The 25,796-nt window shown below is 25.9% G+C and carries 20 protein-coding genes and 1 tRNA gene; 20 read left to right on the top strand and 1 reads right to left on the bottom strand.

Annotated features, from left to right (window positions below):
* Nucleotides 1–4 precede the first annotated feature (4 nt).
* From purF to ABGF45_RS05955, 16 genes are all read left to right on the top strand, one after another.
* Nucleotides 5–1,423, top strand: coding sequence for an amidophosphoribosyltransferase (purF, locus tag ABGF45_RS06030; protein WP_134744285.1), 1,419 nt, complete (start codon nt 5–7; stop codon nt 1,421–1,423).
* On the top strand, nt 1,420–2,424 hold the full coding sequence (gene purM, locus ABGF45_RS06025; protein WP_134711963.1) for a phosphoribosylformylglycinamidine cyclo-ligase: 1,005 nt from the start codon (nt 1,420–1,422) through the stop codon (nt 2,422–2,424). The genes purF and purM overlap by 4 nt, the downstream gene beginning before the upstream one ends.
* The gene (gene purN, locus ABGF45_RS06020) at nt 2,421–2,981 is read left to right on the top strand and encodes a phosphoribosylglycinamide formyltransferase (protein WP_134711962.1); all 561 of its coding nucleotides are present in this window, start codon (nt 2,421–2,423) and stop codon (nt 2,979–2,981) included. The genes purM and purN overlap by 4 nt, the downstream gene beginning before the upstream one ends.
* Nucleotides 2,982–2,994: 13 nt before the next feature.
* Nucleotides 2,995–4,515 (top strand): bifunctional phosphoribosylaminoimidazolecarboxamide formyltransferase/IMP cyclohydrolase, encoded by a 1,521-nt coding sequence (purH, locus tag ABGF45_RS06015; protein WP_134744286.1) that lies wholly within the window; start codon nt 2,995–2,997, stop codon nt 4,513–4,515.
* On the top strand, nt 4,515–5,753 hold the full coding sequence (purD, locus tag ABGF45_RS06010) for a phosphoribosylamine--glycine ligase (RefSeq protein ID WP_134744287.1): 1,239 nt from the start codon (nt 4,515–4,517) through the stop codon (nt 5,751–5,753). The genes purH and purD overlap by 1 nt, the downstream gene beginning before the upstream one ends.
* 6 nt (nt 5,754–5,759) lie before the next feature.
* Nucleotides 5,760–7,409, top strand: coding sequence for a formate--tetrahydrofolate ligase (locus ABGF45_RS06005; RefSeq protein ID WP_134744288.1), 1,650 nt, complete (start codon nt 5,760–5,762; stop codon nt 7,407–7,409).
* 406 nt (nt 7,410–7,815) lie between these two features.
* Complete coding sequence (locus ABGF45_RS06000; protein ID WP_134744289.1) at nt 7,816–8,202, top strand: YbaN family protein; 387 nt, start codon at nt 7,816–7,818, stop codon at nt 8,200–8,202.
* On the top strand, nt 8,196–9,863 hold the full coding sequence (locus ABGF45_RS05995) for an ATP-binding cassette domain-containing protein (protein WP_134744290.1): 1,668 nt from the start codon (nt 8,196–8,198) through the stop codon (nt 9,861–9,863). Before ABGF45_RS06000 ends, ABGF45_RS05995 begins: the two co-directional genes overlap by 7 nt.
* Nucleotides 9,856–11,460: an ABC transporter ATP-binding protein gene (locus tag ABGF45_RS05990; RefSeq protein WP_134711956.1), complete on the top strand. Its 1,605-nt coding sequence runs from the start codon at nt 9,856–9,858 to the stop codon at nt 11,458–11,460. The genes ABGF45_RS05995 and ABGF45_RS05990 overlap by 8 nt, the downstream gene beginning before the upstream one ends.
* Before the next feature lie 199 nt (nt 11,461–11,659).
* Complete coding sequence (locus ABGF45_RS05985) at nt 11,660–12,553, top strand: heme-binding Shp domain-containing protein (RefSeq protein WP_167554060.1); 894 nt, start codon at nt 11,660–11,662, stop codon at nt 12,551–12,553.
* Entirely contained in the window at nt 12,550–13,530 is a 981-nt protein-coding gene (gene isdE, locus ABGF45_RS05980; RefSeq protein ID WP_134711955.1) for a heme ABC transporter substrate-binding protein IsdE, read from the top strand. Before ABGF45_RS05985 ends, isdE begins: the two co-directional genes overlap by 4 nt.
* A complete protein-coding gene (locus tag ABGF45_RS05975; protein WP_209021429.1) occupies nt 13,517–14,512 on the top strand; it encodes an iron ABC transporter permease in 996 nt (331 codons plus the stop codon). Before isdE ends, ABGF45_RS05975 begins: the two co-directional genes overlap by 14 nt.
* Complete coding sequence (locus tag ABGF45_RS05970) at nt 14,505–15,284, top strand: ABC transporter ATP-binding protein (protein WP_245151214.1); 780 nt, start codon at nt 14,505–14,507, stop codon at nt 15,282–15,284. The genes ABGF45_RS05975 and ABGF45_RS05970 overlap by 8 nt, the downstream gene beginning before the upstream one ends.
* A gap of 22 nt (nt 15,285–15,306) precedes the next feature.
* Nucleotides 15,307–19,227, top strand: a complete 3,921-nt coding sequence (locus tag ABGF45_RS05965) for an NEAT domain-containing protein (protein ID WP_134744291.1) — start codon at nt 15,307–15,309, stop codon at nt 19,225–19,227.
* A 266-nt stretch (nt 19,228–19,493) separates the two neighbouring features.
* On the top strand, nt 19,494–20,093 hold the full coding sequence (locus tag ABGF45_RS05960; protein WP_134711952.1) for an NUDIX domain-containing protein: 600 nt from the start codon (nt 19,494–19,496) through the stop codon (nt 20,091–20,093).
* A 145-nt stretch (nt 20,094–20,238) separates the two neighbouring features.
* Nucleotides 20,239–20,424, top strand: a complete 186-nt coding sequence (locus ABGF45_RS05955; RefSeq protein ID WP_134744292.1) for a hypothetical protein — start codon at nt 20,239–20,241, stop codon at nt 20,422–20,424.
* A 217-nt stretch (nt 20,425–20,641) separates the two neighbouring features.
* On the opposite strand, the gene ABGF45_RS05950 is transcribed toward ABGF45_RS05955, so the two are convergent.
* Nucleotides 20,642–20,728, bottom strand: a tRNA-Leu gene (locus tag ABGF45_RS05950).
* 724 nt (nt 20,729–21,452) lie between these two features.
* Here ABGF45_RS05950 and polA point away from each other — a divergent pair.
* From polA to ABGF45_RS05930, 4 genes are all read left to right on the top strand, one after another.
* Nucleotides 21,453–24,089, top strand: a complete 2,637-nt coding sequence (polA, locus tag ABGF45_RS05945) for a DNA polymerase I (RefSeq protein WP_134744293.1) — start codon at nt 21,453–21,455, stop codon at nt 24,087–24,089.
* Nucleotides 24,055–24,675: a dephospho-CoA kinase gene (gene coaE / locus ABGF45_RS05940; protein ID WP_245151213.1), complete on the top strand. Its 621-nt coding sequence runs from the start codon at nt 24,055–24,057 to the stop codon at nt 24,673–24,675. Before polA ends, coaE begins: the two co-directional genes overlap by 35 nt.
* Nucleotides 24,672–25,289 carry a lytic transglycosylase domain-containing protein gene (locus tag ABGF45_RS05935; RefSeq protein WP_134711950.1) on the top strand — a complete coding sequence of 206 codons (618 nt, stop codon included), beginning with the start codon at nt 24,672–24,674 and terminating at the stop codon, nt 25,287–25,289. The genes coaE and ABGF45_RS05935 overlap by 4 nt, the downstream gene beginning before the upstream one ends.
* Nucleotides 25,290–25,458: 169 nt before the next feature.
* Entirely contained in the window at nt 25,459–25,752 is a 294-nt protein-coding gene (locus tag ABGF45_RS05930; protein WP_134744294.1) for a hypothetical protein, read from the top strand.
* The last annotated feature ends 44 nt before the right edge of the window (nt 25,753–25,796 follow it).

Raw genomic sequence — 25,796 nt, 5'->3', positions numbered from 1 at the left:
GTAAATGTTTGGAATTTGGAATAACAAAAATGCGGTAAATTTGACATATCTAGCATTACACAGTATGCAGCATAGAGGACAGGAAGGAGCAGGCATTGTTTCTAGCGATAGAAATAGAATAAAAGGATATAGAAACATAGGTTTATTGAATGAAGTTTTTAGAAATAGAAATGTTTTAGAAAATTTAACCGGAGATTGTGCTTTAGGTTCGGTATGGTATTCAAGCCATGATACAAATAATATTCAAAATATTGAGCCTTTATTATTTAAATTTTATGATGAACATATTGGTATATCTTTTTCCGGAAATATATTAAACGCTAAATCACTTAGAAAAAAACTGGAAGAAGAGGGAGCGGTATTTCATTCATCATCAAATGCAGAATTAATTGTTCATTTGATAAGAAGAAGTTTAAAAAAAGAATTTGAAGAAAGATTAAAAGAAGCTCTATTAAAACTTAAGGGAGCATTTTCGATAATTATATTATTAAATAATGCGATGTATGGAATTGTAGATAAGCATTCAAGAAGGCCTTTAGTTTTGGGAAAATTAAATAATTCTCTAATGATTGCATCTGAAACTTGTGCCTTAAATGTTATTGGTGCAAAATTTGTTGATAATATTAGTGCTGGTCAAATTTTTAAGATAACTGATGAAGGGTATGAAAAATGTAATTTTACAAAAGCTGAAGAGATTACAATCGAAGCAATGGAGTTTATATATTTTGCCAGACCGGACTCAACAATTTTAGGAAAAAATGTTCATATGGTTAGAAAAAATTCCGGGAAAATTTTAGCTAAGGAAAGTCCTGTAGATGCAGATATTGTAGTCGGGGTACCGAATTCCTCATTGTCTTTGGCTAGTGGTTATGCAGAAGAAATAGATTTACCTTATGAAATGGGATTAATTAAAAATCAATATATGGGGAGGACATTTATTCAACCAACTCAAGATTTAAGAGACTTAGGGGTGAAAATGAAATTATCAGCACTAAGTGATGTAGTAAAAGATAAAAGAGTGGTATTATTGGATGATTCAATAGTTAGGGGAACAACATCCAGAAGAATTGTAGATTTATTAAAAGATGCGGGGGCTAAAGAAGTTCATTTGAGAATCGGTTCTCCAATGATACTATTTCCAAGTTATACGGGAATTGATATGCAATCATCAAAAAATTTGATAGGGGCAAATAAAAGTAAGGAAGAAATATGTAAAGAAATAGGAGCGGACTCACTAGAATATTTAACTTTAGAAGGATTGCAAAAGGCGGTTGGATTTGAGCTTGATTCTAAATTTAACGGAATTACAAGCGATATTTTTAATGGACAATATACGGATGATTTGTGTGATTATGAAAAAATATTTAATGAAGAACTAACAGAAATTGAAAAAGTGTTTTTAAATCAAGGAAGGTTAAAATGAGTCAAAAATATAAAGAGTCGGGAGTTAGTTTAGATAATGGATATGAATCTGTAGAAAGAATAAAAAAGCATGTTCAAAGAACTAAAAATAAAGGAATGATGTCGATGATTGGAGGTTTTGGAGGAGTTTTTGATCTTTCAAAATATAATTTTAAGAATCCTGTGCTTGTAAGTGGAACTGATGGAGTTGGTACAAAATTGAAATTAGCATTTGAGTTAAATAAGCATGATACTATAGGAATTGATGTAGTAGCAATGTGTGTAAATGATATTTTAGCACAAGGAGCAATACCTTTATTTTTCCTTGATTATTTAGCAGTTGGAAAAAATAATCCAAAGCAAATAGAAGAAATTGTTAAAGGTGTTTCTGATGGATGTGTAGAATCAAATATTGCATTAATAGGTGGAGAAACAGCTGAAATGCCGGGATTTTACAAAGAAGACGAATATGATATTGCAGGATTTTGTGTTGGAGCACAAGAAAAAGAATTGTTAATATCTAAAGAAAATACAAAAGTAGGGCAAATTGTTATAGGTATTAAGTCTTCGGGATTTCATTCAAACGGATTTTCATTAGTTAGAAAAATTTTAAGTGACAATAAAATTGAATTATCAGAAAAATTTGAGGATACTACAATTGGTGAAAAGCTTCTAACTCCAACTAAAATTTATGCAAAGGAAGTATTAAGTTTAATTGAAAATGTAAAAATAGCAGGGATTTCTCATATAACCGGTGGAGGATTTTATGAAAACTTACCAAGATGCTTAAAATCAGGATTGGGAATGAAAATCAAAAAAGATTCTTATGAAGTTCCATCTATATTTAGATATATTCAAGAAAAAGGGAATATTGAAGACGATGAAATGTATCAAGTATTTAATATGGGAGTTGGATTAGCTGTAGTAGTAAATAGAGAAGATGTTTCTAAAGTATTTGAAATTATCCCTGAAAGTTTTAAATTGGGAGAAGTAATAGATGAAGAGGGAATTAAATTAATATGATAGATGTAGCAATATTTGCATCCGGGACAGGTTCAAATTTCTATAATTTGGCAATTAATCCGGAGTTGAAAAATTTAATTAATATTAGATGTTTAGTTTGTGACAATCCAAAAGCAAGTGTAATTGAAAAAGCTAAATTGCTAAATATTGAAACACTTATAGTTAATCCTAAAAATTTTGATTCAAAAATAGATTATGAGAAATACATTTTGGAAAATATTGAAGATGTAAAATATATATTTCTAGCAGGGTATATGAGGATAATTTCGCCATATTTTTTGGGGAAATTTAAAGGTAAAATAGTTAACATTCATCCTTCTTTGCTTCCTTTATACAAAGGAAAAGATTCTATAAAAAGAGCTTTTGAAGATAAAGTGGAATTTATAGGTATAAGTATTCATTATGTAAATGAAGAGGTTGATGGAGGACAAATTTTAGCACAAGATAAATTTAGGGTTGATTATAAATTAAGTTTAGATGAAGTTACTCAAAAAGTCCATGAATTAGAGCATAGACTTTATCCGAAAACCATTATAAAGATTTTAACTGATAATTAATTAGGAGGAATATTTGAAAAAGGCATTAATTAGTGTAAGTGATAAAACTGGCGTTTTAGAGTTTGCAAGGTCATTAAAAGAAAATAATTTTGAGATAATTTCAACAGGTGGGACACTTAAACATTTAGTTGAAAATGGAGTTGAATGTATTGGAATAGAATATTATACAGGATTTCCAGAAATTTTAGAAGGTAGAGTTAAAACACTTCATCCTAAAGTTCATGGTGGGTTATTGGCAAAAAGAGATAGTGAATTACATATAAAAGAAGCAGAAAATAATGAAATTGATTTTATTGATTTAGTTTGTGTAAATTTATATCCATTTGAAGAAACATTAAAAAAAGACGGAGTTTCTGATGTTGAAATAATTGAAAATATTGATATCGGAGGCCCTAGCATGTTAAGATCAGCTGCAAAAAATTTCAAGTTTGTTACAGTTGTTACAGATTATAAAGATTATAATATGATTATTGATGAAATATCTGAAATGGGAGAAACTAAATTTGAGACAAGAGCATATTTAGCAGCGAAAGTTTTTAATAAAACAGCAAGTTATGATTCAGTAATAGCAAATTATTTTAATAATAAATTTAACTTCACTCCTGAAAAATTAACATTAACATATAAATTAGAAGATGAATTAAGATACGGTGAAAATCCACATCAGAAAGCTGTACATTACACAAATAATGAAGCTTGCTCATATAAATTGCAAGATTGTGAGCAATTACACGGAAAGAAAATGTCGTATAATAATCTTCAGGATGCAAGTGCTGCATTAGATATTTTACAAGAATTTGATGAAATTGTATGTGTTGCATTAAAACATATGAATCCATGTGGAGTTGCAATAGGAAATACTGTTTTAGAAGCATATACAAAGGCTTATGAGTCTGATCCAATTTCGATATTTGGAGGAATAGTTGCTATTAACGGTAAAGTTGATATTGAAACTGCAACAATGATGAATAAGCTATTTTTAGAAATAATTCTAGCTGAAGATTATGATGAAGATGCTTTGGAAAAACTAAAAACAAAGAAGAATTTAAGAATTTATAAAATACCTAAGAGAATATCAAAAAATTCTAAACTTATAAAGTCAGTCAGAGGTGGAATATTAGTTCAAGATTATGACGAAAAATTATACGATGAAATAAATGTTGTTACTGAAAAGAAAGCATCTAACAAAGAAATGAAAGATTTGTTATTTGGATATAAAATTGTAAAGCACGTAAAATCAAATGCAATAGTAGTTGTGAAAAATCAACAAACATTGGGAATAGGTGCAGGTCAAATGAACAGAGTAGGTGCCTGTGAAATTGCATTAAAACAAGCTGGTGACAAGGCTGATGGTGCTGTAATTGCATCGGATGCATTTTTCCCAATGAGAGACAGTGTTGACATGGCTGGTGAATATAATATTTCTGCTATAATTCAACCAGGAGGATCTATTAAAGATCAAGATTCAATTGACGCATGTAATGAGCATGGAATTTCTATGATTTTTGCAAAATTACGTCACTTTAAGCATTGATGGCTAGAGTATTAATTTTAGGAAATGGTGGAAGAGAGCATGCCATTTCATATAAATTATTTAATGAAGGTCATGAAATATTTATGCTTGGACTAAATCCAGGTGTTGCAAAGTTTGGTACTTGTATAGAAATATGCGAGAATCAAATAGCAGAATTTTGCAAAAATAATATGATTGATTTAGTATTTGTCGGACCTGAAAAATATTTAGTAGACGGTATAGTTGACAAATTAGAAAATGAAGGAATTCGTGTATTCGGGCCAAATAAAAGAGCCGCTATACTAGAGGGAAGTAAATCTTTTTCTAAAAATTTAATGAAAAAATATAACATTCCTACTGCAAGTTATGAAGTTTTTGAAGAATTTGAAACTGCTAAAGAATATCTTAAAAATTCAAATTTTCCAATTGTAATTAAAGCTGATGGGATTGCAGCCGGAAAGGGTGTTATTATTGCGGAAAGTTATGAAACATCAATTTCTGATTTGGAAGAAATTATGATTAATAATAAATTTAATGCTGCTGGTAAAAAGGTTGTAATTGAAGAATTTTTAATAGGGGAAGAGTTTTCATTAATGTGTTTTGTAAGTGGAAATAAAGTGTATCCCATGAAAATAGCTCAAGATCACAAAAGAGCTTTTGATAATGATGAGGGGTTAAATACAGGGGGAATGGGAGCATACTTGCCTATAAAACACATAACTGAAGAGGACGTTAAAGAAGCAGTTGATAATATTATTATTCCTACAGCAAATGCTATGATTTTAGAAAATAGAGAGTTTAAGGGAGTATTGTTTGCCGGACTGATGAAAACAAAAGATGGGATTAAGACTATTGAATATAATGTAAGGTTCGGTGATCCTGAATCAGAGATAATTTTACAAAGTATGACATCCAGTTTATATGATATTGCAAATGATATAATTGATGGTAATGAGATTGATTTGAGATGGAATGAGGAGTCTCATGTTGGAGTTGTTTTAGCATCTAAAGGATATCCCGAAGATTATAAAAATGGATATGAAATTTTAGGATTAGAAAAGGTTAAATCTCAAATATTTCATATGGGAACTAAGGATTTAAATGGTAAAATAGTTACAAATGGTGGACGAGTTTTAATTGTGTGTGCATCTGCTCATACATTAGAGAAGGCTATTGAAAAAGCATATAAAGACATTGAAAAAATAGAATGTGATAATTTATATTATAGGAAAGATATAGGGCATTTATCATTAAAGTGAGGTTAAATGAAGACAGATTACGAAATTTCATTAGAAGCTAATAAAAAAAACATTGAAAAAGTTGCTTCAAAAATAAATATATCTCAAAAAGATTTAAATAAATATGGAGAATATAAGGCAAAAGTTAATATTCCAAGTTTTGATAATTTATCAGAAAATTTAATTTTGGTTACATCTATAAATCCTACTTCAACAGGAGAAGGAAAATCTACAGTTACAGTTGGATTATGTGATGGTATGAATTTAATAGGTAAAAAAACTTCAGTTGCACTTAGAGAGCCATCATTAGGACCTGTTTTAGGGAGAAAAGGAGGTGCTACAGGGGGAGGTTATGCTCAAGTAGTTCCAATGGATGAAATAAATCTTCATTTTACAGGAGATTTTCATGCAATTACATCTGCACATAATGCAATAATGGCTTTAATAAATAATCATATTTTTCAAGGAAATAAATTAAATTTTGATAAAATAGACTTTAATTATGTAATGGATATGAATGAAAGAGCACTTAGAAGTGTTGAAATTTACAGTAATGGTAAATTAAGTAGTCCAAAATCAAGTTCATTTGATATAACTGTAGCTAGTGAGATTATGGCTATATTATGTTTATCAGAAAATATTTTTGATTTAAAAAAAAGAGTTTCAAATATAATATTGGGATATACAAGAGAATCTAAGCCTATATATTTAAGAGAATTAAAAATTGAAGGAGTTATTGTTGCGTTGTTGAAAGATGCTATACGACCTAATTTAGTTCAAACACTTGAAAATAACCCTGCATTTATACATGGAGGACCATTTGCAAATATTGCTCATGGATGTAATTCAGTTATAGCTACAAAAACAGCACTTAAATACAGCGATTATGTAATTACAGAAGCAGGATTTGGAGCTGATTTAGGTGCAGAGAAATTCTTTAATATAAAATGTAGAAGTGCAAAATTAAAACCTAAAGCTGTTGTAATTGTAGCAACTATAAAAGCAATTAAATTACATGGTGGAGTTTTAGAAAAAGATTTAGCACAAGAAAATTTAGAAGCATTGAAAATAGGTATTAAAAATTTAGAAAAACATGTTGAGAATATTAGGAAATTTAATCTTCCGATTGTAATTGCATTAAATGAATTTACAACAGATACGGATAGAGAAAAAGAGTTTTTATTGAAATGGGCTAAATCTCATGATGTTGAAATTTCACTTACTCAAGTGTGGTCGAAAGGTGGAGAGGGTGCTATTGATTTATCAAAAAAATTGGTTAATTTAATTGAAAAAAATAATAAAGAATTTAATCTATTATATAAAGATGAAGATTTAATAGAAGATAAAATTAATATAATAGCTAAGCAAGTTTATGGAGCAACATCTGTTAAATTTACAGATTCTGCTAGAGAAAAACTTAAATTAATCAATGATTTGGGATATAGTAATTTACCTGTATGTATGGCAAAAACACCAAATTCTCTTTCTGATAATCCAAAGTTATTAGGCAGACCGGAAAATTTTCAAATAACAATTTCAGATTTGAAAATAAATAGTGGTGCAGGTTTTATTGTTGCATATTTGAATAAAGTCCTTACAATGCCCGGGTTACCTAAAATACCAAATGCAATTAGTATAGATATTGATGAAAATGAAAATATAATTAATCTTTTTTAGAAAAATGAATATTAAAATAATATAATTTTTAGAATAGGTAATAAATCTTAAATTATAAAAAATTTAATAAAACACATATATAAGCCTTGGATTTTGAAATGAATCCAAAAAGTTGGACTTTATACCGGAGACATTTAGAAATATTTGTCTCTGGCTTTTTGTGTTCTAAATATTTTTTATGCTATTTTAACAACATTCATATTATTGTATGAATCCTTTTTATTTTTATTAAATTGCCAATTTTTTTTAGGTGGTTTATTTTGATATCTAGTGCCTGTTTTCGATATAATTTTTATATTGTTGTTTAGTATAATACCATCACTTTTATATTGCGGTATAAAAAAATATATATTGTTATATATTTTATGGTATTATAAAATGTAAAATTAAGGAGGCCTTATAAAAAATGAAAAAAATATTTTACATAATTTTAGGATTAATTGGATTATTTTTAGGCACATTGGGAATATTTTTGCCTATATTACCCACTACACCATTTTTACTATTAGCACTTATTTGTTTTGCTAAAGGTTCGACTAGATTACATAATTGGTTTATAAAAAGTAATATATATGAAAAAAATTTAAAGTCATTTGTTGAAAAAAATGAAATGCCAATTTCTGTAAAAATAAGAGTCATGTGTTTCATTACATTATTGATGGGAGTCGGTTTCTTTATGATGTTTAGAAAAAGCTTATACATTCCATGTTTAATACTTTTTATTGTATGGATATTTCATATAATATATTTTATATTTAGGATTAAAACTAAAAAAAAGGAGAAAATATGTTAAAAAAGTTATTTTGTATTGAAAAAAAATATAGAAAATTTGCAATACTGAATACATTTATGGATTGGATGAATATTATAATTTTTATTAAAATTGCAAATATAATTTTACTTACAATTAATAACCAAAAAGTATCAAAATTATTCTATATAATGTTAATATTTACATTTATATTTCAATTATCATATTATACAATATGGGGCAAAAATTATATAAATATTTGGTCAAATAAATCTAAATTATACTTAAAAAAAATGTATTTTAAGAGTGTATTACAAGATTATAATCACTATAATGTTGTAGATATTATCCAGGGGGATATGATAAATTTAGAACGTTTGGATAATATTTATGAAATAATATTTCCTGCTTTTTTTAGAATAATTTTTGGACTTATTTTCATTTTATTATTTTCAATACTTTTTAAATCCATCAACTTTTTGGTATATATTTTGTATTTTTTTGTTATGGGTGGAAGTATTATGTTATTTATGAAGTCAATCAATACTGTAAATAGGGTTCATATGAATACATTTTTAAATATTGGAAAAAGGTTTTTAAATGATTTAAATGGGATAAATACTTTAATAATGTATGGTCAAGATAAAGTTTTTTTTGATGATTTCAAGAAAGATTCTGAAAATTTTAGACAGAAAACAATGGATTTGTTATATGCACAGTTACAGACTCTATTTATACTTAATTTTTACGTTTTTTTATTTTCAATTTTTGGGGTTATTTATAATATTATACAAATAAAGTTAGGTAATATTAGCAATATCCAAGGTATAATATTAAGCATGATATTAATAAATCTTTTGTTATTTACAAGGGAAATAGGGTTTTACATGCACGTTGTTAAATCTGCAATTAAGCCAATTACAATAGCATATTCTAAAATTAAATTTAAAAATGATGATAAAATAAATTTCAATGAAAAAATTAATACAATTAAAATAGAAAATGTAGATTTTTCTTATGATTCACAAAATACTTTACTAAAAAATATAAATTTTGAATTTAAGACAGGAAATGTTTATAAGATAGTCGGGGAGAATGGAAAGGGAAAATCAACCATTACAAAATTAATATCAGGGGTAATATCTCCAGATTCAGGAAAAATTTTATTAAATAATAAAGATATAAATGAATTAAATTATTATGAAAAATTAAAAAAAATTGGTACATTAGGTACTTCAAGTTATTTATTTAATACTACTATAAGAGAAAATTTACAAATTAACGATGAAATAGACATTTACGAAAGTATGAAAAAATATGATTTATTAGATTTTGTAAATAATCTTGAACTAAAATTAGATACCTTGGTTGGCGAAAATGGAAAAATGTTATCGCCGGGACAAAAACAGCAAATATCTTTATTAAGGCTTATAATGTCAAGAAAGGACATCTATATATTTGATGAAATAACTTCGAGTATTGATAAAAATAATTCAGAAAAAATAAATAAGGCAGTTAATAAATTAAAAAAAGAAAGTATTGTAATTATAATTACTCATAATCTTAAGGAAATAGATGATGATGAAAATATAATTTTTATTGATAATAATACAATTCAATGCAATAAACATAAAGAATTATTAAAAAACAACAAAAATTATTTTAATTTATATAATGCCAAAATAGGAGAAAATAATGATTAAAAGACTTTTATCCTACATAAATCACTTAACAAAATATTTATTTATAAGTTATATATTTGCATTTATTGCAAGTTTTGGGACAATTTTAGAATTAGGATATTTATTTTATATATTATTTAATTTAGAAATTAATTATATTTATATTGGAATATTTGTAATTTCAATAATTTTAATTTCTGCATTTAGATTTTTGGAACAATATTTTGGGCATTTAGTAGCATTTAAGCTTTTGTCAGATTTTCGTATAAGAGTTTATGACAAATTGAGAAAAATAGCACCTGCAAAGATGGATAATAAGGAAAGTACAATGGTCTTGTCCATAATACATACAGATATTGAACTTGTAGAAGTATTTTTTGCACATACGATAGTACCTGTTATTACAGCTATTTCTATGACGTTATTAATGGGAGTGCTTATGATATATCAATTTGGATTAACTGGTATTGTAGCTCCAATTACTTATATTATAGTTGGATTTATATATCCGTTTTTCATGAAAAATACAATTTCTAAAAATTCTAATATTTTAAACATAGAAAAATTAAATTTAAGTAAATTAGTATCAGATATTATGAATGGAAAAAAGGAAATTTTAGAATTTAATTTAGTTAATAAAGAATTAAATAAAATTGAGAAAAAAATAAATAGAGAGATAAAAATTTCTAATAGAAATGCTGTTATATTTATTAACAAAAGATACATAATAAGTATAACTATTTTAATTTCATGGTTTGTTTTATTTTTATTAAATTATTCAAGTATGACAAATTTAGATAAAATTTATTTATTAGTTTATCCTTTTACATTTGATACACAAATAGCATTAACTAATTTATCACTATCACTTTCAAAAACATTAAAGTCATCTAAGAATTTAATTTCATTTTTAGATGAAGAAAGTTTAGTTACAGATGGTAATGAGAATATTGAAAACATAAATTCTATAGAAATTAAAAACTTAAGCTTCTCATATCCAAATACAAATAAAAAGGTATTGGAAGATATAAATTTAAATTTTGATTCTGATAACATTATTGGAATTGTTGGGAAAAGCGGTGAAGGTAAAACAACTTTAGTTAAGATTATTATGAAGTGGTATCAAACGAGTATAGGAGATATTTTAATTAATTCAAAGGATATAAAGAGAATTTCAAATAGCTCGATCAGGTCAAATATAAATTATGTGCCTCAAAAAACATATATTTTTAATGGAACACTGAGAGAAAATTTAACATTAAGAAAAAACATTCCTGATAATAAAATTATAGAAAAAATAAAACAGGTTTATTTATATGATAAATTTACTACATTGAAAGATGGGCTTGATACAGAAATGAGCAGCGAAAAAATACCATTTTCATCTGGAGAACTTCAACGAATTGAATTAATTAGAGCTTTATTAAGTGAATCATCAGTAATGATTTTAGATGAGCCTACAAGTAACCTAGATTTGCAAAATGAAAAAATATTTTTAGAAATTTTAACAAATATAAAAAATACTAAAATTTTTATTATTTCTCATAGAAAAGCACCTATTGATGTATGCGATAAGGTATATGAAGTTAATAATGGAAATATTAGACAAATTAAGTAGATTAAGAATATTGCCATAAGTTTTATTTAGGATATTTTGGCAATATTTTTTTTATTACATACTAATTTTATTCATAGTATTTTAATATGGAATGTAATTAAAATTAAGCATACCGAATAAAATAATTAGTTTTATATTGACAATGTTTGTAATCGATATTAAAATTATTTGGTGAGCCTAAAATAGAGAGGATTTTATTATGAAAAAAAGAGTTTATATTTGTACATTAATATTTTTAATTTCAATAGTGAATTTAAGTGAAATGGTTTTTGCAGAATCAGGAAAAGTATTTACGGTTAATGTAAATCCAAGTTATAAACACCCGATTACAGGTGAAATTGAAGATTCTGGCGGAGAAAAATCAGTTGAGATTGGACAAGGTATGGTTGAAGGAGCTGTTTATAAGAAAGGGCTATTAGAGGTTTTAGATTCGGGCGAAATGTATTTAACAATTAAAATGGCATTGTTTGATTATACCGGTAATCACAAATTTTTAGTAGATGAAAATGATTCGGAACATGAATTTACGGGAAGTGGAAGTGATGATAATGGTGAAACTAAAGATATAAGAATTAAGATTATAAATAAAAACTCGATAATAAAGGGCAATATGTATGTAGAGCCTATGGGAAGAAATGTTATTTGGTTTATGCATATTTCAGATGTTGTTCAGGGAAATAATACAGATATTGCTCAAAAATTAGTTAGTTCAAATTCTATAGAAAAAGAAAAAAAAGAAGAAAAAGAAGAAAAAGAAGAAAAAGAATCTAAATTAGAAAAAAATAAAAAAGAATCTAAATTAGAAAAAAATAAAAGTAAAAATACAAATAAAGAAACTAAGAAAGAAACAAGTTCTGAAAAAAACGATACAAAAAATGAAAAGTTAATATCAAATTATAATCATGAAAATAAATTAAAAAAAGAAGGATTAATTTTATCTACTGAAAGTACAGTGAAAAATGCTTCCTCTCTGAAATCTAAAGGAATTAACAACACAAGTAAGTTCATAATTTTTGGTGTTATTTCTTTAGGGATTTTATTTATAATTTTTAAGGCTTTATTGTACATAAAAAAAAGAGGTAATAGAAAATGATTAAGAAATTTAATTTTGTAGTTATTTTATTATTATCAATATTTCTAACAGGGTGTGTTAATCAGCATCCTGATAAAAAAAAAGAACATAATGTAAGTAGTCCTACTAAAAAAAGCGTTGGTGAAAATCATAAACTTGGAGTTATTGATGCAAAAAAAATAGTTGAGAATAGTAAATCAAAGCCGAAAATAATTGCTACATCGCCATCTATAGCGGATATATGTGATAAGTTAAATTTAGAATTGGTAGGAATTTCTAATTCTAATATATATAAATTGCCTAAAAAATATAAAAATGTTGAAAAAATTGGATTAGCAATGAATCCTGATTTAGAAAAAATTTCAAAGTTAAATCCGGATTGGATATTGTCCCCAAATTCATTAATTGATGATTTGAAACCAAAATATGAAACAATTAAATCTGATTGGGCATTTCTAAATCTCAATAGTGTAGGTGGTATGTATCAGTCTATTAAAGAACTGGGATATATTTTTGGTAAAGAAAAAGAAGCTAATAAATTAATTTTAGAATTTAATAAATTTTATGAGGAATATAAAAGAAATATAAACTTTACAAATAAACCAAAGGTAATGATTTTGATGGGATTACCAGGGTCTTATCTAATAGCGACAAATAATTCATACATAGGAGACCTTGTTAATTTAGCAGGTGGAGAAAATGTTTATCATCATGAATATAAGCAATTCTTAAATGTCAATACAGAAGATATGAAAACTAAAAATCCGGATATAATTTTAAGAGCAGCACATGCATTGCCGAAAAATGTAAAAAAAATGTTTGATGATGATTTTAATAAAAATGATATTTGGAAACATTTTAGTGCGGTAAAAAATAATAAAGTTTTTGATTTATCATATGATAAATTCGGTATGAGTGCAAGGTTTAATTATCAGGATGCATTAAAAGAACTATCATTAATTCTATTTAATGAGGAGAAAAAAAATGAAAAAAATTAATCCTAGAAAATTTGATTTAGTATACTTTCTGATTTTTGCAATTTTATTGTTATTTTTAATATTTTTATCCATTAATTTAGGTAGTATTAAAGTAGATTTAAAACAGTTAATAAGAGGATTATTTTTTGAATATGATGAAAGTGTATCCATTGTTTATGATTTAAGATTTCCAAGAATAATTATTTCAGTAATGGCAGGTGCAGGGATAGCCGTTTCCGGAGTTTTATTTCAATCTGTCTTAAAAAATCCATTAGCTGATCCGGGAATTATAGGAATTAATTCTTCATCAAGTTTTTTCGCTGTAATGATTGCGGCATTTTTTCCGAAATTATATCTAATGACACCTATATTTGCTTCAATAGGAGGTATAATTGCATTTTTTATAGTTTATTTATTATCATGGAAATTTTCATTTAGTCCGATTTCTATTGTTTTAATTGGGGTAGCAATAAGTACAATGTTTTCAGGATTATCATCGGCAATAAATTTTGCGACAGGTTCATCGATGAATGGTGTTGCATCAATTGTAAATGGAAATATAACAATGAAAACATGGGATGATGTAAATATTCTTATTCCATATATATTTATTGGAATATTTCTTGCAATATTTTGTTCGAAAATTTGCAACTTAATGTTTTTAGAAGATAAAGTAATTAGAAGTTTAGGTATAAATGTAAGTCTTAATAGAATAATGATTTCTGTCATAGCAACTATACTTGCTTCATCATCTACTGCAATAGTTGGAAGTATAGGATTTTTAGGGTTGATAGTTCCTCATATTTCAAAAATTTTTATTGGAGAAGATCATAGAAAATTAATTCCTTTTTCAATGATACTAGGTGCAATAACATTTTTATTAGCCGATACCTTAGGGAGGACAATATTTTATCCATATGAAATCCCCGCCTCAGTGATTATGGGGATAGTAGGAGGTCCATTCTTTATTTTTATTTTGAGAAAGGGGATAAATTATGAATGAGAAAAAAGATAAAATAATTGTTCAAAATTTAAGTTTTTCATATGAAAATGATTTAATTATTGATAATGTTAATTTTTCTATAAAAGAAGGACAAATCACCACTTTTTTAGGTGGAAATGGATGCGGGAAATCTACTTTATTTTATTTGATGACAAAAGAATTGATACCAAATTCAGGAAAAATTTTTTTAGAAAACAAAAATATTTCAGATATATCTATAAAAAATTTTGCTAAAAATGTTTCAATAGTTCAACAATTAAATGATGTCAAAACATCAATAAGTGTGGAAAATTTAGTTAGTCTAGGAAGAACTCCTCATAAAAAATTATTTAATATTAATTCTGACGAGGATGAAAAAATTATAGATTGGGCATTGAGAGTTACATCTATCGAAAAATATAGAAAATGTAAATTATCAAATTTATCCGGTGGACAAAGACAAAGAGCGTGGATCGCAATGGCATTGGCACAAGAAACGGAAGTTTTATTTTTAGATGAGCCGACAACATTTTTAGATATTAGATATCAAATAGAGATATTGGATTTAATAAAAAAAATTAACAAAGAGTTTAACATAACTATAATCATGGTACTTCATGATATTAATCAGGCAATAAGATATTCAGATAAAATTATCGGATTAAAAAAAGGGAAAATTGAGATGGAAGGAGGACCAAGTGAAGTTATAACTGAAGAAAATATTAAAAAAATATATGGCATTAATTTAAAAATAAAGGAAATAGAAGGACAAAAATACATATTAAGCATTTAGAACTTAACAAAAGGAGTTTGTTATGAATAATAAAAATTACATAAATAAAGAATTAATAATTAATTGCAGTAAAAGATTAATGGCAGGAGCATTAGCTTTTTCGTTAACATTTACAAATTTGCCCGGAATAGCAGTGAAATCAGCTTTTGCATCAAATGAAACTAGTAAGTTAACTGTAACCAAAGGTATTGCAGAGGATTTTATAATTAGTAAACCAGAGGTAAATGCTAAAACAGTTACATTTAGTGTAGAAGATAAAAAAGGTGAATCAATTTTTAATAAATATTGGAAAAATATAAAGGATTTAAAAATAGATGATAGAAGTTATAAAGTAAATACTGATCAATCCTATGATTCAAAAGGATTTATACTATTTAATAATGAGATTACAGTTACTGTCCCAAATTTTTATGAGATATTTTCTAAAAATACTAAACATAAAATAGAATTTTATTTTAATGATGGTTCAATTGCAAAATATGAAGAAGATGGATATGTAAAAAATGATGATGTAATTAATTATCAAAATATTCAATATGATGTTGCAAATGAGTATTTAATAAAAAAAGTTTTTAAGACACAAAATTATGAAAATAAAGAATTAGTTTCTATAAATATAGATAATATTTCATCAAAAGATACTAAATTTAGAGAATCAGTAAAAAAATTTATATTTAATGGAAATGATTTAACCCAAAAATTAAAAGATAATAATGTGTTTTTAACAAGTATGTCTTATGATTTATATACTCACGATTCAGAAGTTATAAAATTATTTAAAGAAAAAAATGAAGTTGAAATAGAATTTAATGATGGAAGTAAGTCTGTATTTCCAAATGATGGAAATGTTATAAAATCTGATATTATCAAAAATAATGCACAAAATACATTGTTAGATAAAAAAACAAAGAAAAATAAGGGAACTCCAATTAAGGACTTAAAAAATTTGTCAAATGGGGAATATACTATCGGATTTAATGCACTTTATGCAGATGGGAGAAAGGGTTCCTCCATGTTAGAGGGATTCTTTGACAAAAATATAAAATTAGTAGTAAAAGATGGTAAATATACAATAACTATGTTAAATACATTGTTTGCATATTCATTAATAGATTTTGGAATTGAAAATAAAAATAATTGGAGTTCTGCTATAAAAAAAGATTATGGCAACACAAATAGTGCCGGACAATATGATAGAGCAACATTTTCTATGGATATTGATGACTTAACAAAGGAACATATGGCAGGTGTACTTGTAGGGTATATGGGCGGTTTACCAAGCCAAAAAAGTAATTTTGACAAATATACTAAAGTTAAAATAAAATTTGCTAATGAAGTGTACAAGGGCTGGGATGATTTTGCAGTTATTGAAGAAGAAAAGATTGCTAGAGCAAAAAGTGATGAGATTTTGCAAAAGAAACTTATAGCAAATGGAGTTGATAAAAATAAAGATGGTAAGGTTACTCCTGAAGAACTAATGGATTTTGAAGGTGATATAAATATAGGTTCCATAGAAATAAACGGAGCAATTGATAAAGGTGCAATTTATGATATATCTTTATTAAAAAATATGGGACCAAAGGTTAAATCATTCAAATCAGACAGTAATAAATTCGGTGAATTACCAAAAGATTTATTTGCAAAAGCTGTTAATATACAAGAAGTAATATTATCAGGTAATAATATTACTAATATTCCGAAAGAATTATTTAAGAATAATTCAAAAATTACTAAGTTATATTTAAGCTCAAATAAGTTGGGGAAATTACCGGAAGGAGTATTTGATAGTTTAACGGAATTAAAGGATTTAAGTTTAGACAATACATGGTTATCAAGTATTCCGGAATCATTATTTTCGAAAATGAAAAAACTTGAAATACTTGGATTACAAGATAACAAGTTAAAAAATTTACCTGATAAGCTTTTTGAACAAAATAAAAATATTAATATATTAACTTTAGGAAATAATGAATTAAAAACTATACCAAAAAGTATAGGAAATCTTGAAAAATTAAATAATTTATCTCTACCAAATAATAATTTAGAAATAATTCCAAAAGAAGTTGGAAACTTAAAATTGTTAAAAGAATTTAATGCAAGCAATAATAATTTAAGTGAATTACCAGAACAACTATGGGCTAATTTAGCTAAAAATAATGCCATAGTTAGATTAGATGGCAATAAATTCAGCAAGTTACCTGATCAAGTTATAAAGAAATCAGGACAACTACAAACATTAGATATAGCATTTAATTATCTAAGTAAAACTATAAAATATGATGAGGATTCACAAAAGAAATTGGGAATACATCCAAGCAGTGTTTTAGGATATTATCCTCAAAGAACATCTTCAAATTTAATTTTGGAAGCTAAAGATGGGGTTGTTACTTCAAAATACGAAAATGATAAGATGACAATTTTAAATTTATTACATTGGAAATATGATGGAAGTTCATATTATGGTGGTAAAGAAGTTATACAAGGATATGATGAATATATTAAATTTATGGATGAATTATCATCAAAAGGTAAAAGTGTAATAAATCGATTAGAGGGTAAAAATTGGGAAATCACAACAAAATTAGAAAGATTTAGAAATGGAAATGTTAAAGAAATCATTAGCAGTACAACAAAAAATGAAAATGATATAACAAATAAATTTAATGATCCTGATATGAAAAAGGGAGATAGGTATAAAGTAACTAAAACTATATATGAGTATAATTCATCAACAGGAAATAATAAAGTAACAGAAATATCTCAATTTGTTGATGCAAATGTTTCTAAAGAATTTAGTAATGTAGAGTCTGAAATTTATGAAGTACCTGTATTTTTAAAAAATGCAAGTAGTGAAGAGGCATCTATGGGTAATGCTGCATTAAATTCGCTTGCAAGAGTAATTAAGAGTAAAAAGGGAATTAATATTATTATTAGTTTGAAGAGCTTATATTTAAAAAGCTTTGATAAAACAGGACATGTTACAAAATTAGGATATTATCCAAGTTTGGAAGATATGAAAGCTGATAAGAATCTTAAGGATACAGATGTATTTTCAACATATGAAGAAAATGGAATAAAATATCCTAAGGAAATTATAATTCCATTGAAGGATATGAAAACTAAATTTGTTGGTTTAAAAATATGGGTTGATGCAATGGATGATATTGCAAAATTATCAGGAAAGAAAGAAGGACCACAACCTGCAGTTTTAGTAATTGATTGGGCTAAATCCAAATTTATTTCTAAGGGAAATGATTTTAATATAAATTCAAGTTCAAGAAATAATGCAAAAAATTATAATCTTTATAACGAAGAATATAAAATTCCAAAATTATCATCACTGAAAGATTTATACAAATTAAGAGATGGTAAGTATTTAGTAGATATAAAATTAATAAAAATTAATAGAAAAGAAGACTCCATGGCAAATGGTGCAATATTGCCTACAGCAATATTAGAAAAAAATGGAGGAGATATTTATATTACACTTGAATTTAAAGGGATGAAAATAGGTAAGAAGGTTGGATATTTGGGAAAATTAAGTTATTATGATAATTTCACATATGATGAAAACTTGAAACCTGTAGGAAGATTATTAAATGGAGAAGTTTTAGAATACCAATCAGATGGGAAATCTCCAAAAATTGTTAGAATTCCTTTAGTGAAATCTGCATTGAATGATAAATCAGGATTCATACCTCTTCATGTATTTGTAGATGTTATGGAAAAAATAGGACTTGTTTCAGGTAGAAAAGGAATGGGTGAGCAAGATGTACTATTGAAATTGAATTTAAATACTGTGAGAAATTTCGATAAAAATAATAGATTAAAATCTCCAAATACTGGCGATAGTTTTAATGTCAATAATCATACATTTTTAATAATAGCAAGTGGAATCACATTTATATTCATTGCTATTAGAAGAAGAAAAGATATTATATAAAACCTTAATTAAAAAATAAAAAGTAAGCTTTAAGCTATTTTGTGATTATGCTAATCTTAAAATTATGATTTAATAAATAATTTTTTGGTAAGTTTGATTCAAAATAGCTTTTTTTATCAAAATTTTATATTTGCAGTTTATACTTTTTTGGGGGATTTCATTAGATAATATTCAGATTTATATTTAATATTAACTAAAATAGTTTAATTATTCTCAAAATTAGTGTACAATTTAAACTAGATATTTTAAAAATAGAAAGGTTAATTATGGAAATATTTGATTTATATGATATTAATAGAAGAAAAACAAAAAGAACCATGATTAGGGGGAAAAAGACTCCAAAAAATTTCTATAGAACGATTATTCATGTATGTATTTTCAATTCTAAAAATGAAATGTTAATTCAACAAAGACAAAAAACAAAACGTGGTTGGGCAAATTTATGGGATTTTAGTGTTAGTGGAAGTGTTAAAAAAGGAGAAACATCCCAAATAGCTGCAAGAAGAGAAGTAAATGAAGAATTAGGCATTGATCTTGATTTTAGAGGAGTTAGACCTGATTTTACAATTAATTTTAAACAAGGATTTGACGATTTTTACACATTTATGGAAGAAATAGATATAAAAGATGTTGTTATTCAAGAAGAAGAAGTTCAGGACTGCAAGTGGGCAACAAAAGAGGAAATTTATAAACTAATTGATGAAAATAAATTTATTCCCTATACAAAATCATTAATTGAAATGCTTTATTTTACTAAAGAAAAACGAGGCATTCACACAAATAGTAAAGCGTTTGATAATGGTAAAAAGGTTAGAAATTTTAATAGAAATAATAATTCTCATTATTATTCTAAGAATAAATTTTAATAGAAATAATAATACCTTTTCTACGAAAAACAAATGGAGAATTAAAACACAAATAATAAAAACAACATTAAAAGAGAAATTACAATTTGTATTATTCATTGCGATAATCATAGCATTATACTTATTATTTAAATAGGAGGGATATATGTCAAAAAGAGAATCTGTATATAATCCACAAGCAGATAAAAAATGGTATGAAAGTAATAAAGAACATAAACAATATTTAAATTATCGAAGTATATCAAGAAGTTTTATAAGAAATAAAGCAACTTTAGAAGATTTGGAAGAATTAGAAAATTTAATAGAACAAAGAAAAAAAGAGTTGGATTGATATTGTAAAAGCCGTGAAAATTATTCGTGGCTTTTATTTTTGCAAAAAAAAAGGAGATAGATTTTCTCTATCCCCGTGTTCATACACTCTTTATACATTTTCGACTAAAACAGTCTTTAAACAAATTATGTCCTAAATAAAACATATTTTTGAATAATCATTTTAAATGTTCTGTTATTTCCTTTAATGTCCTCTTATGTCTATGAATATTTTTAAGTGGTGCCGGTAGAGGGAGTCGAACCCCCACGCCCGTGAAGGCACCAGATTTTGAGTCTGACGTGTCTGCCAATTCCACCATACCGGCTTACTTATATATATTAACATTTTCATAAAATATTTTCAAGTTAAAATTTATTACATTTGACTGTATAACTTTTGGTGTTACCATTTAATATATACTGTCAAAATGTAATTTTATATGTCTAGCTTATAGGTAGTAGTTTATATCTATATTTTTTCAAAGTAGCCCCTTCTTTTTTCCACTTACTTATTTTGATGGGGCTATTTTTATCTATATTTTTACAGAGTAGCCCCTTCTTTTTTATACTTACTTATTTTGCTAGGGCTACACTTGCTTCATTTCTACTAAATCTGACCCCTCCTTTTTTCCACTTACTTATTTTGCTAGGGCTATTTTTATCTATATTTTTTCAAAGTAGCCCCAGCTTTTTTCCATTTTAATATTATGCAGGGGCAATTTGAAAATTTTCTTCCTAAATTTAGCCCCAGCTTTTTTCCATTTTAATATTATGCAGGGGAAATTTCAAATATTTTTACACTTAATTATGTTAATGTCAACATAAAAATGTACAAATTTGATTATATAATTTAAGTTTATCAAACGTATATGACAAGAAAGAAATTTTTCAAAAGGCATAATTGTAATTTTCAAACTATTGAAGCTTTTTTTTGTGTAATTAAAATTTTTCATCACACAGCAAAATTTATTTAGTGCTATTTGTGCATGCATTTGATATACTTTAATATATAAATAATTAATACATAATGAAAATATTCTAGGAGGAAATTTGGAAAAAATATTATTGATTGATGGATCTAGTTTGATTTTTAGAGCATTTTATGCGATAAGAAATTTATCAACAAGGGAAGGTATACCGACCGGAGCAGTTTATGGATTTATAAATATGTATAATGCTGCGATTGAAAAAATAAATCCTGATTATGTTTTGGTTGCATTTGATAAATCAGGTCCAACATTTAGGACATTGGAATATGCAGAATATAAGGGAAATAGGCAAAAAACTCCTGATGAATTATTGACACAATTTGGAATAGTAAAAGATTTATTAGATTCATATAATATTAAACATATTGCAATGGATGAATATGAAGCTGATGATATTATTGGTACAGTGTCTAAATTATCAAATAAAAAAAATATTCAATCATATATGCTTACTGGGGATAGAGATTATTTCCAATTGGTAGATGAAATGTCTAATGTCTTATATACAAAAAAAGGTATTTCACTTTTAGAGATATATGATGTAGAAAAAGTAAAAGAAAAATATGAATTAAGTCCTGAAAAATTAGTTGAAGTTAAGGGGTTGATGGGAGATGCATCAGATAATATACCCGGTATTCCCGGAGTCGGTGAAAAGACAGCGATTAAATTAGTTAAAGAGTATGGGAATCTTGAAGCAATTTATGAGAATCTAGATAAAATTTCCGGTAAGGTATTATCACAAAAATTGGTTGAAAATAGAGAGATGGCATTTTTATCAAGAAAATTAGGTAAAATATTTACAAGTGTTCCACTAAATTTTGATATTGAAAATTTAAGAGTTAAAGAACCGAATAGAGATGAACTTTATGAAAAATATAAACTATTAGAATTTAATACATTAACAACACAGTTTGCACCTAAGGGCAATGAAAGGTTTAATTTTGATTATAAAATTATTGGAATTAATAGAATTGGCGATGTATATGCACATGTGTTAAAAAATAAAAAGTTTATTTTTGAATTTATAGTAGATGGTGACTATTTATTTGAAAATGCTAAATATATTGGAATTAAAGATGATAAAAATAAAATATTAGTTGTAGATTTAGAAAAAGATAAGGATTTATTTGTCTCAAAATTTAAGGAAATTTTTGAAAATCAGGAAATACAAAAAATTGGATTTGATTTAAAAAAACAATATGTTCAATTAAATAAATTAGGAATAGAATTGAGTGACAACTATATTGATTTGATGTTAGTTAGCTATTTGATTAATCCAAAAGGCGATTATTCTATAAAAGATATTGCATTTTCTGAATTAGAGGCAGATATTAAATCACTTGATGAATATTTAGGAAGTGGTAAGTCCAGAAAAACTATAAATGATTTGGAAATTATTTATGTTGAAGAATACTTATCGAATAATTTATTTATTATAGAAAAGACTTTTAATAAACTAATTGAGAAGTTGGAAAATTTAGAAATGGAGCATTTGCTTTATGACATTGAGCTACCACTGGTAAAAGTTCTTGGAGATATGGAAATATTTGGTGTTAAAGTTGAAAGAAAAGAAATTGATAAGCTAGATATTGAAATTTCAGCAAGAATAGAAGATATAACAAAAAAAATATTTGATTTAGCTGATGGAGAATTTAATTTGAATTCACCAAAACAGTTGGGAGAAGTCCTATTTGACAAGTTGAAATTACCTGTAATTAAAAAGACAAAGACTGGATATTCTACAAATGTAGATGTTTTATATAAATTGAGAAGTGAACATGAAATTATTCCACTGATTGAAGAATATAGACAACTTTCAAAATTGAAGAGCACATATATTGATGGATTGATTCCGGTGATTAAGGAAGATGGAAGAATTCATTCTAAATTTAACCAAACTGTTGCGGTAACAGGAAGACTTAGTTCAACAGAACCGAATTTACAAAATATTCCTATAAAAACAGAAGAAGGAAGAATGATTAGAAAGGCATTTGTTGCAGGTGAAAATAAAAAGCTTGTTTCAGCCGACTATTCTCAAATAGAACTCAGAGTATTGGCTTCATTGTCAAAAGATGAAACAATGATAGATGCATTTAAGCATAATATAGATATTCATACTAAGACTGCATCAGAGGTTTTTGGAGTAGCGATTGATGAGGTTACAAAGTTACAAAGGTCAAATGCCAAAGCTGTCAATTTTGGAATAGTTTATGGAATTTCTGACTATAGTTTATCTCAAGATTTAGACATACCTAGAAAAGAAGCAAAGTCATATATTGATGGATATTTAAGAACATATCCCAATATAGCCAAATATATGGATAAAATAATAGAACAAGCTAAAGAACAGGGATATGTAGATACATTATTTCATAGAAGAAGATATATTCCTGAATTAAAAAGTTCTAATTTTAATGTTAGAAGTTTTGGAGAGAGAATAGCATTAAATACTCCAATTCAAGGAACAGCGGCAGATATTATAAAGATTGCGATGGTTAATGTTTATAATAGAATTAAATCTGAAAAGTTGAAATCAAAATTGATATTACAAATTCACGATGAACTTATTATTGAAACATCTAATGATGAAATTGATATAATAGAGAATATTTTAAAAGAAGAAATGGAAAAAGCTGTAAAATTGGAAGTTGATATTTCAGTTGATGTTGAGATTGGAAATAATTGGGATGAAGTCTAAAATTATTGGAATAACGGGTTCAATAGCAACCGGAAAATCTAAGGTATCTAATATATTGAAAAGTAAGGGATATACAGTTTTTGATTTAGATAAAACTGCTCATGAATTAATGAAAAAGGGTGAAAAAAATTATATTAATATTTTGAATTATTTTGGGAGTGAAATATTAGATGAGAATAATGAAATTGATAGATGTAAGTTGGGAAAAATTGTTTTTGAAGATAATGAAAAATTAAAGGAATTAAATAATTTGACTCATCCAAATATTTTTCATACAATATTAGAGAATATTAATTTATCTAAAGAAAAATTAATTTTTATTGATAATCCTTTACTTATTGAATTAATTAAAAATGGAAATTTTTATATAAATTATGATGAAATTTGGTTGATTTATGTTCCGAAAAACATTCAGATTGAAAGATTGAAGTCAAGAAACAAATTGAATGACGAGGAAGCATTTAAAAAAATTAATTCACAAATAAGCATTGATGAAAAAATAAAATATGCAGATTTTATTATTGATAATTCTAAAGATGAAAAATTTTTACTTAAACAAATTAATGAAAGATTGGAAAATTTATGAAAGTACTAAAAAGACTAATAATAATACTTATTATTTTGGCGTTGATTATATTTTCTGGTATATACTTTTATGTATATTTAATGATAAATGATAATCATGTGCCGTATATAAAATATATAGAAAAATATTCTGAACAATATAAAATTGATAAAAAGCTTGTAACTGCTGTGGTAAAAGTGGAAAGTTCTTTTAATGAAAAAGCACATTCTCATGCAAATGCTAAAGGCTTGATGCAGTTATTACCTGAAACAGGTGAATGGATTGCAAATAGATTGGGTGAAGGTTTTAAGGAAGAAAATTTATTAAATCCTGAATTAAATATAAAATATGGAACATATTATTTGAAATATTTATTTGATCTATTTAAAAATGTAGACTATGCTATCATGGCATACAATGGGGGACCAAGTAATGTTCAAAAGTGGATAGATGCCGGTATTTTAAATGGAAATGATAAAAATTATGATAAAATACCGATAGCAGAAACAAAACATTATATATATAAAGTAAAAAAACAGTATAATTTAAATAAAAAAATATATGATGTTTATTATAAAAATAATACAGAATCAAAATTTAAAAAAGCGTTTAAAATTTTGATTTCGTTAGGTTAAGATAATAAAATGTATTAAATAATTTTTAATATATTTTTATATTAAAAAAGAAAAATATTGATTTTTTATATTTAATATGATATATATACTTATAAGTATACAATATATATCACATTTATTATGAAAGGAAAGTTAATATGAAGTCAGTAAAAAAATATTTATTTTAGTTATGTCGATTATTTTTTTTAGTACATCAGTGTATGCTAGTGGAAGAATTATAGATAATAGTAATATTCAGCCATATGGTGCTATTATACAAGGATTCTATAATTATAAAGAAAAAATATACTTATATGGTTCACATACAATTAGTAATAGAATATGGCGTAGAATATATGTATCTGATGGAAAACATAAGGAAGGATATTATCAAGGATATATTTTCTTAAAAACAATACAAGATGGAATAGCTTACTTTGAAGGTACATTAGATTACGCTGGGAATTCAGCTTTAAGAATATAGGTTATTATAAATAAGAATTAAATTTTCCCATAAAGTTTTATTAT

The organism is Helcococcus sp. KG196 (assembly GCF_046035495.1).
GTDB classification, from domain to species: Bacteria; Bacillota; Clostridia; order Tissierellales; family Peptoniphilaceae; genus Helcococcus; species Helcococcus ovis.
Note: the sequence above shows the minus strand (reverse complement) of the source record. Positions and strands in the feature narration are given on the sequence as shown.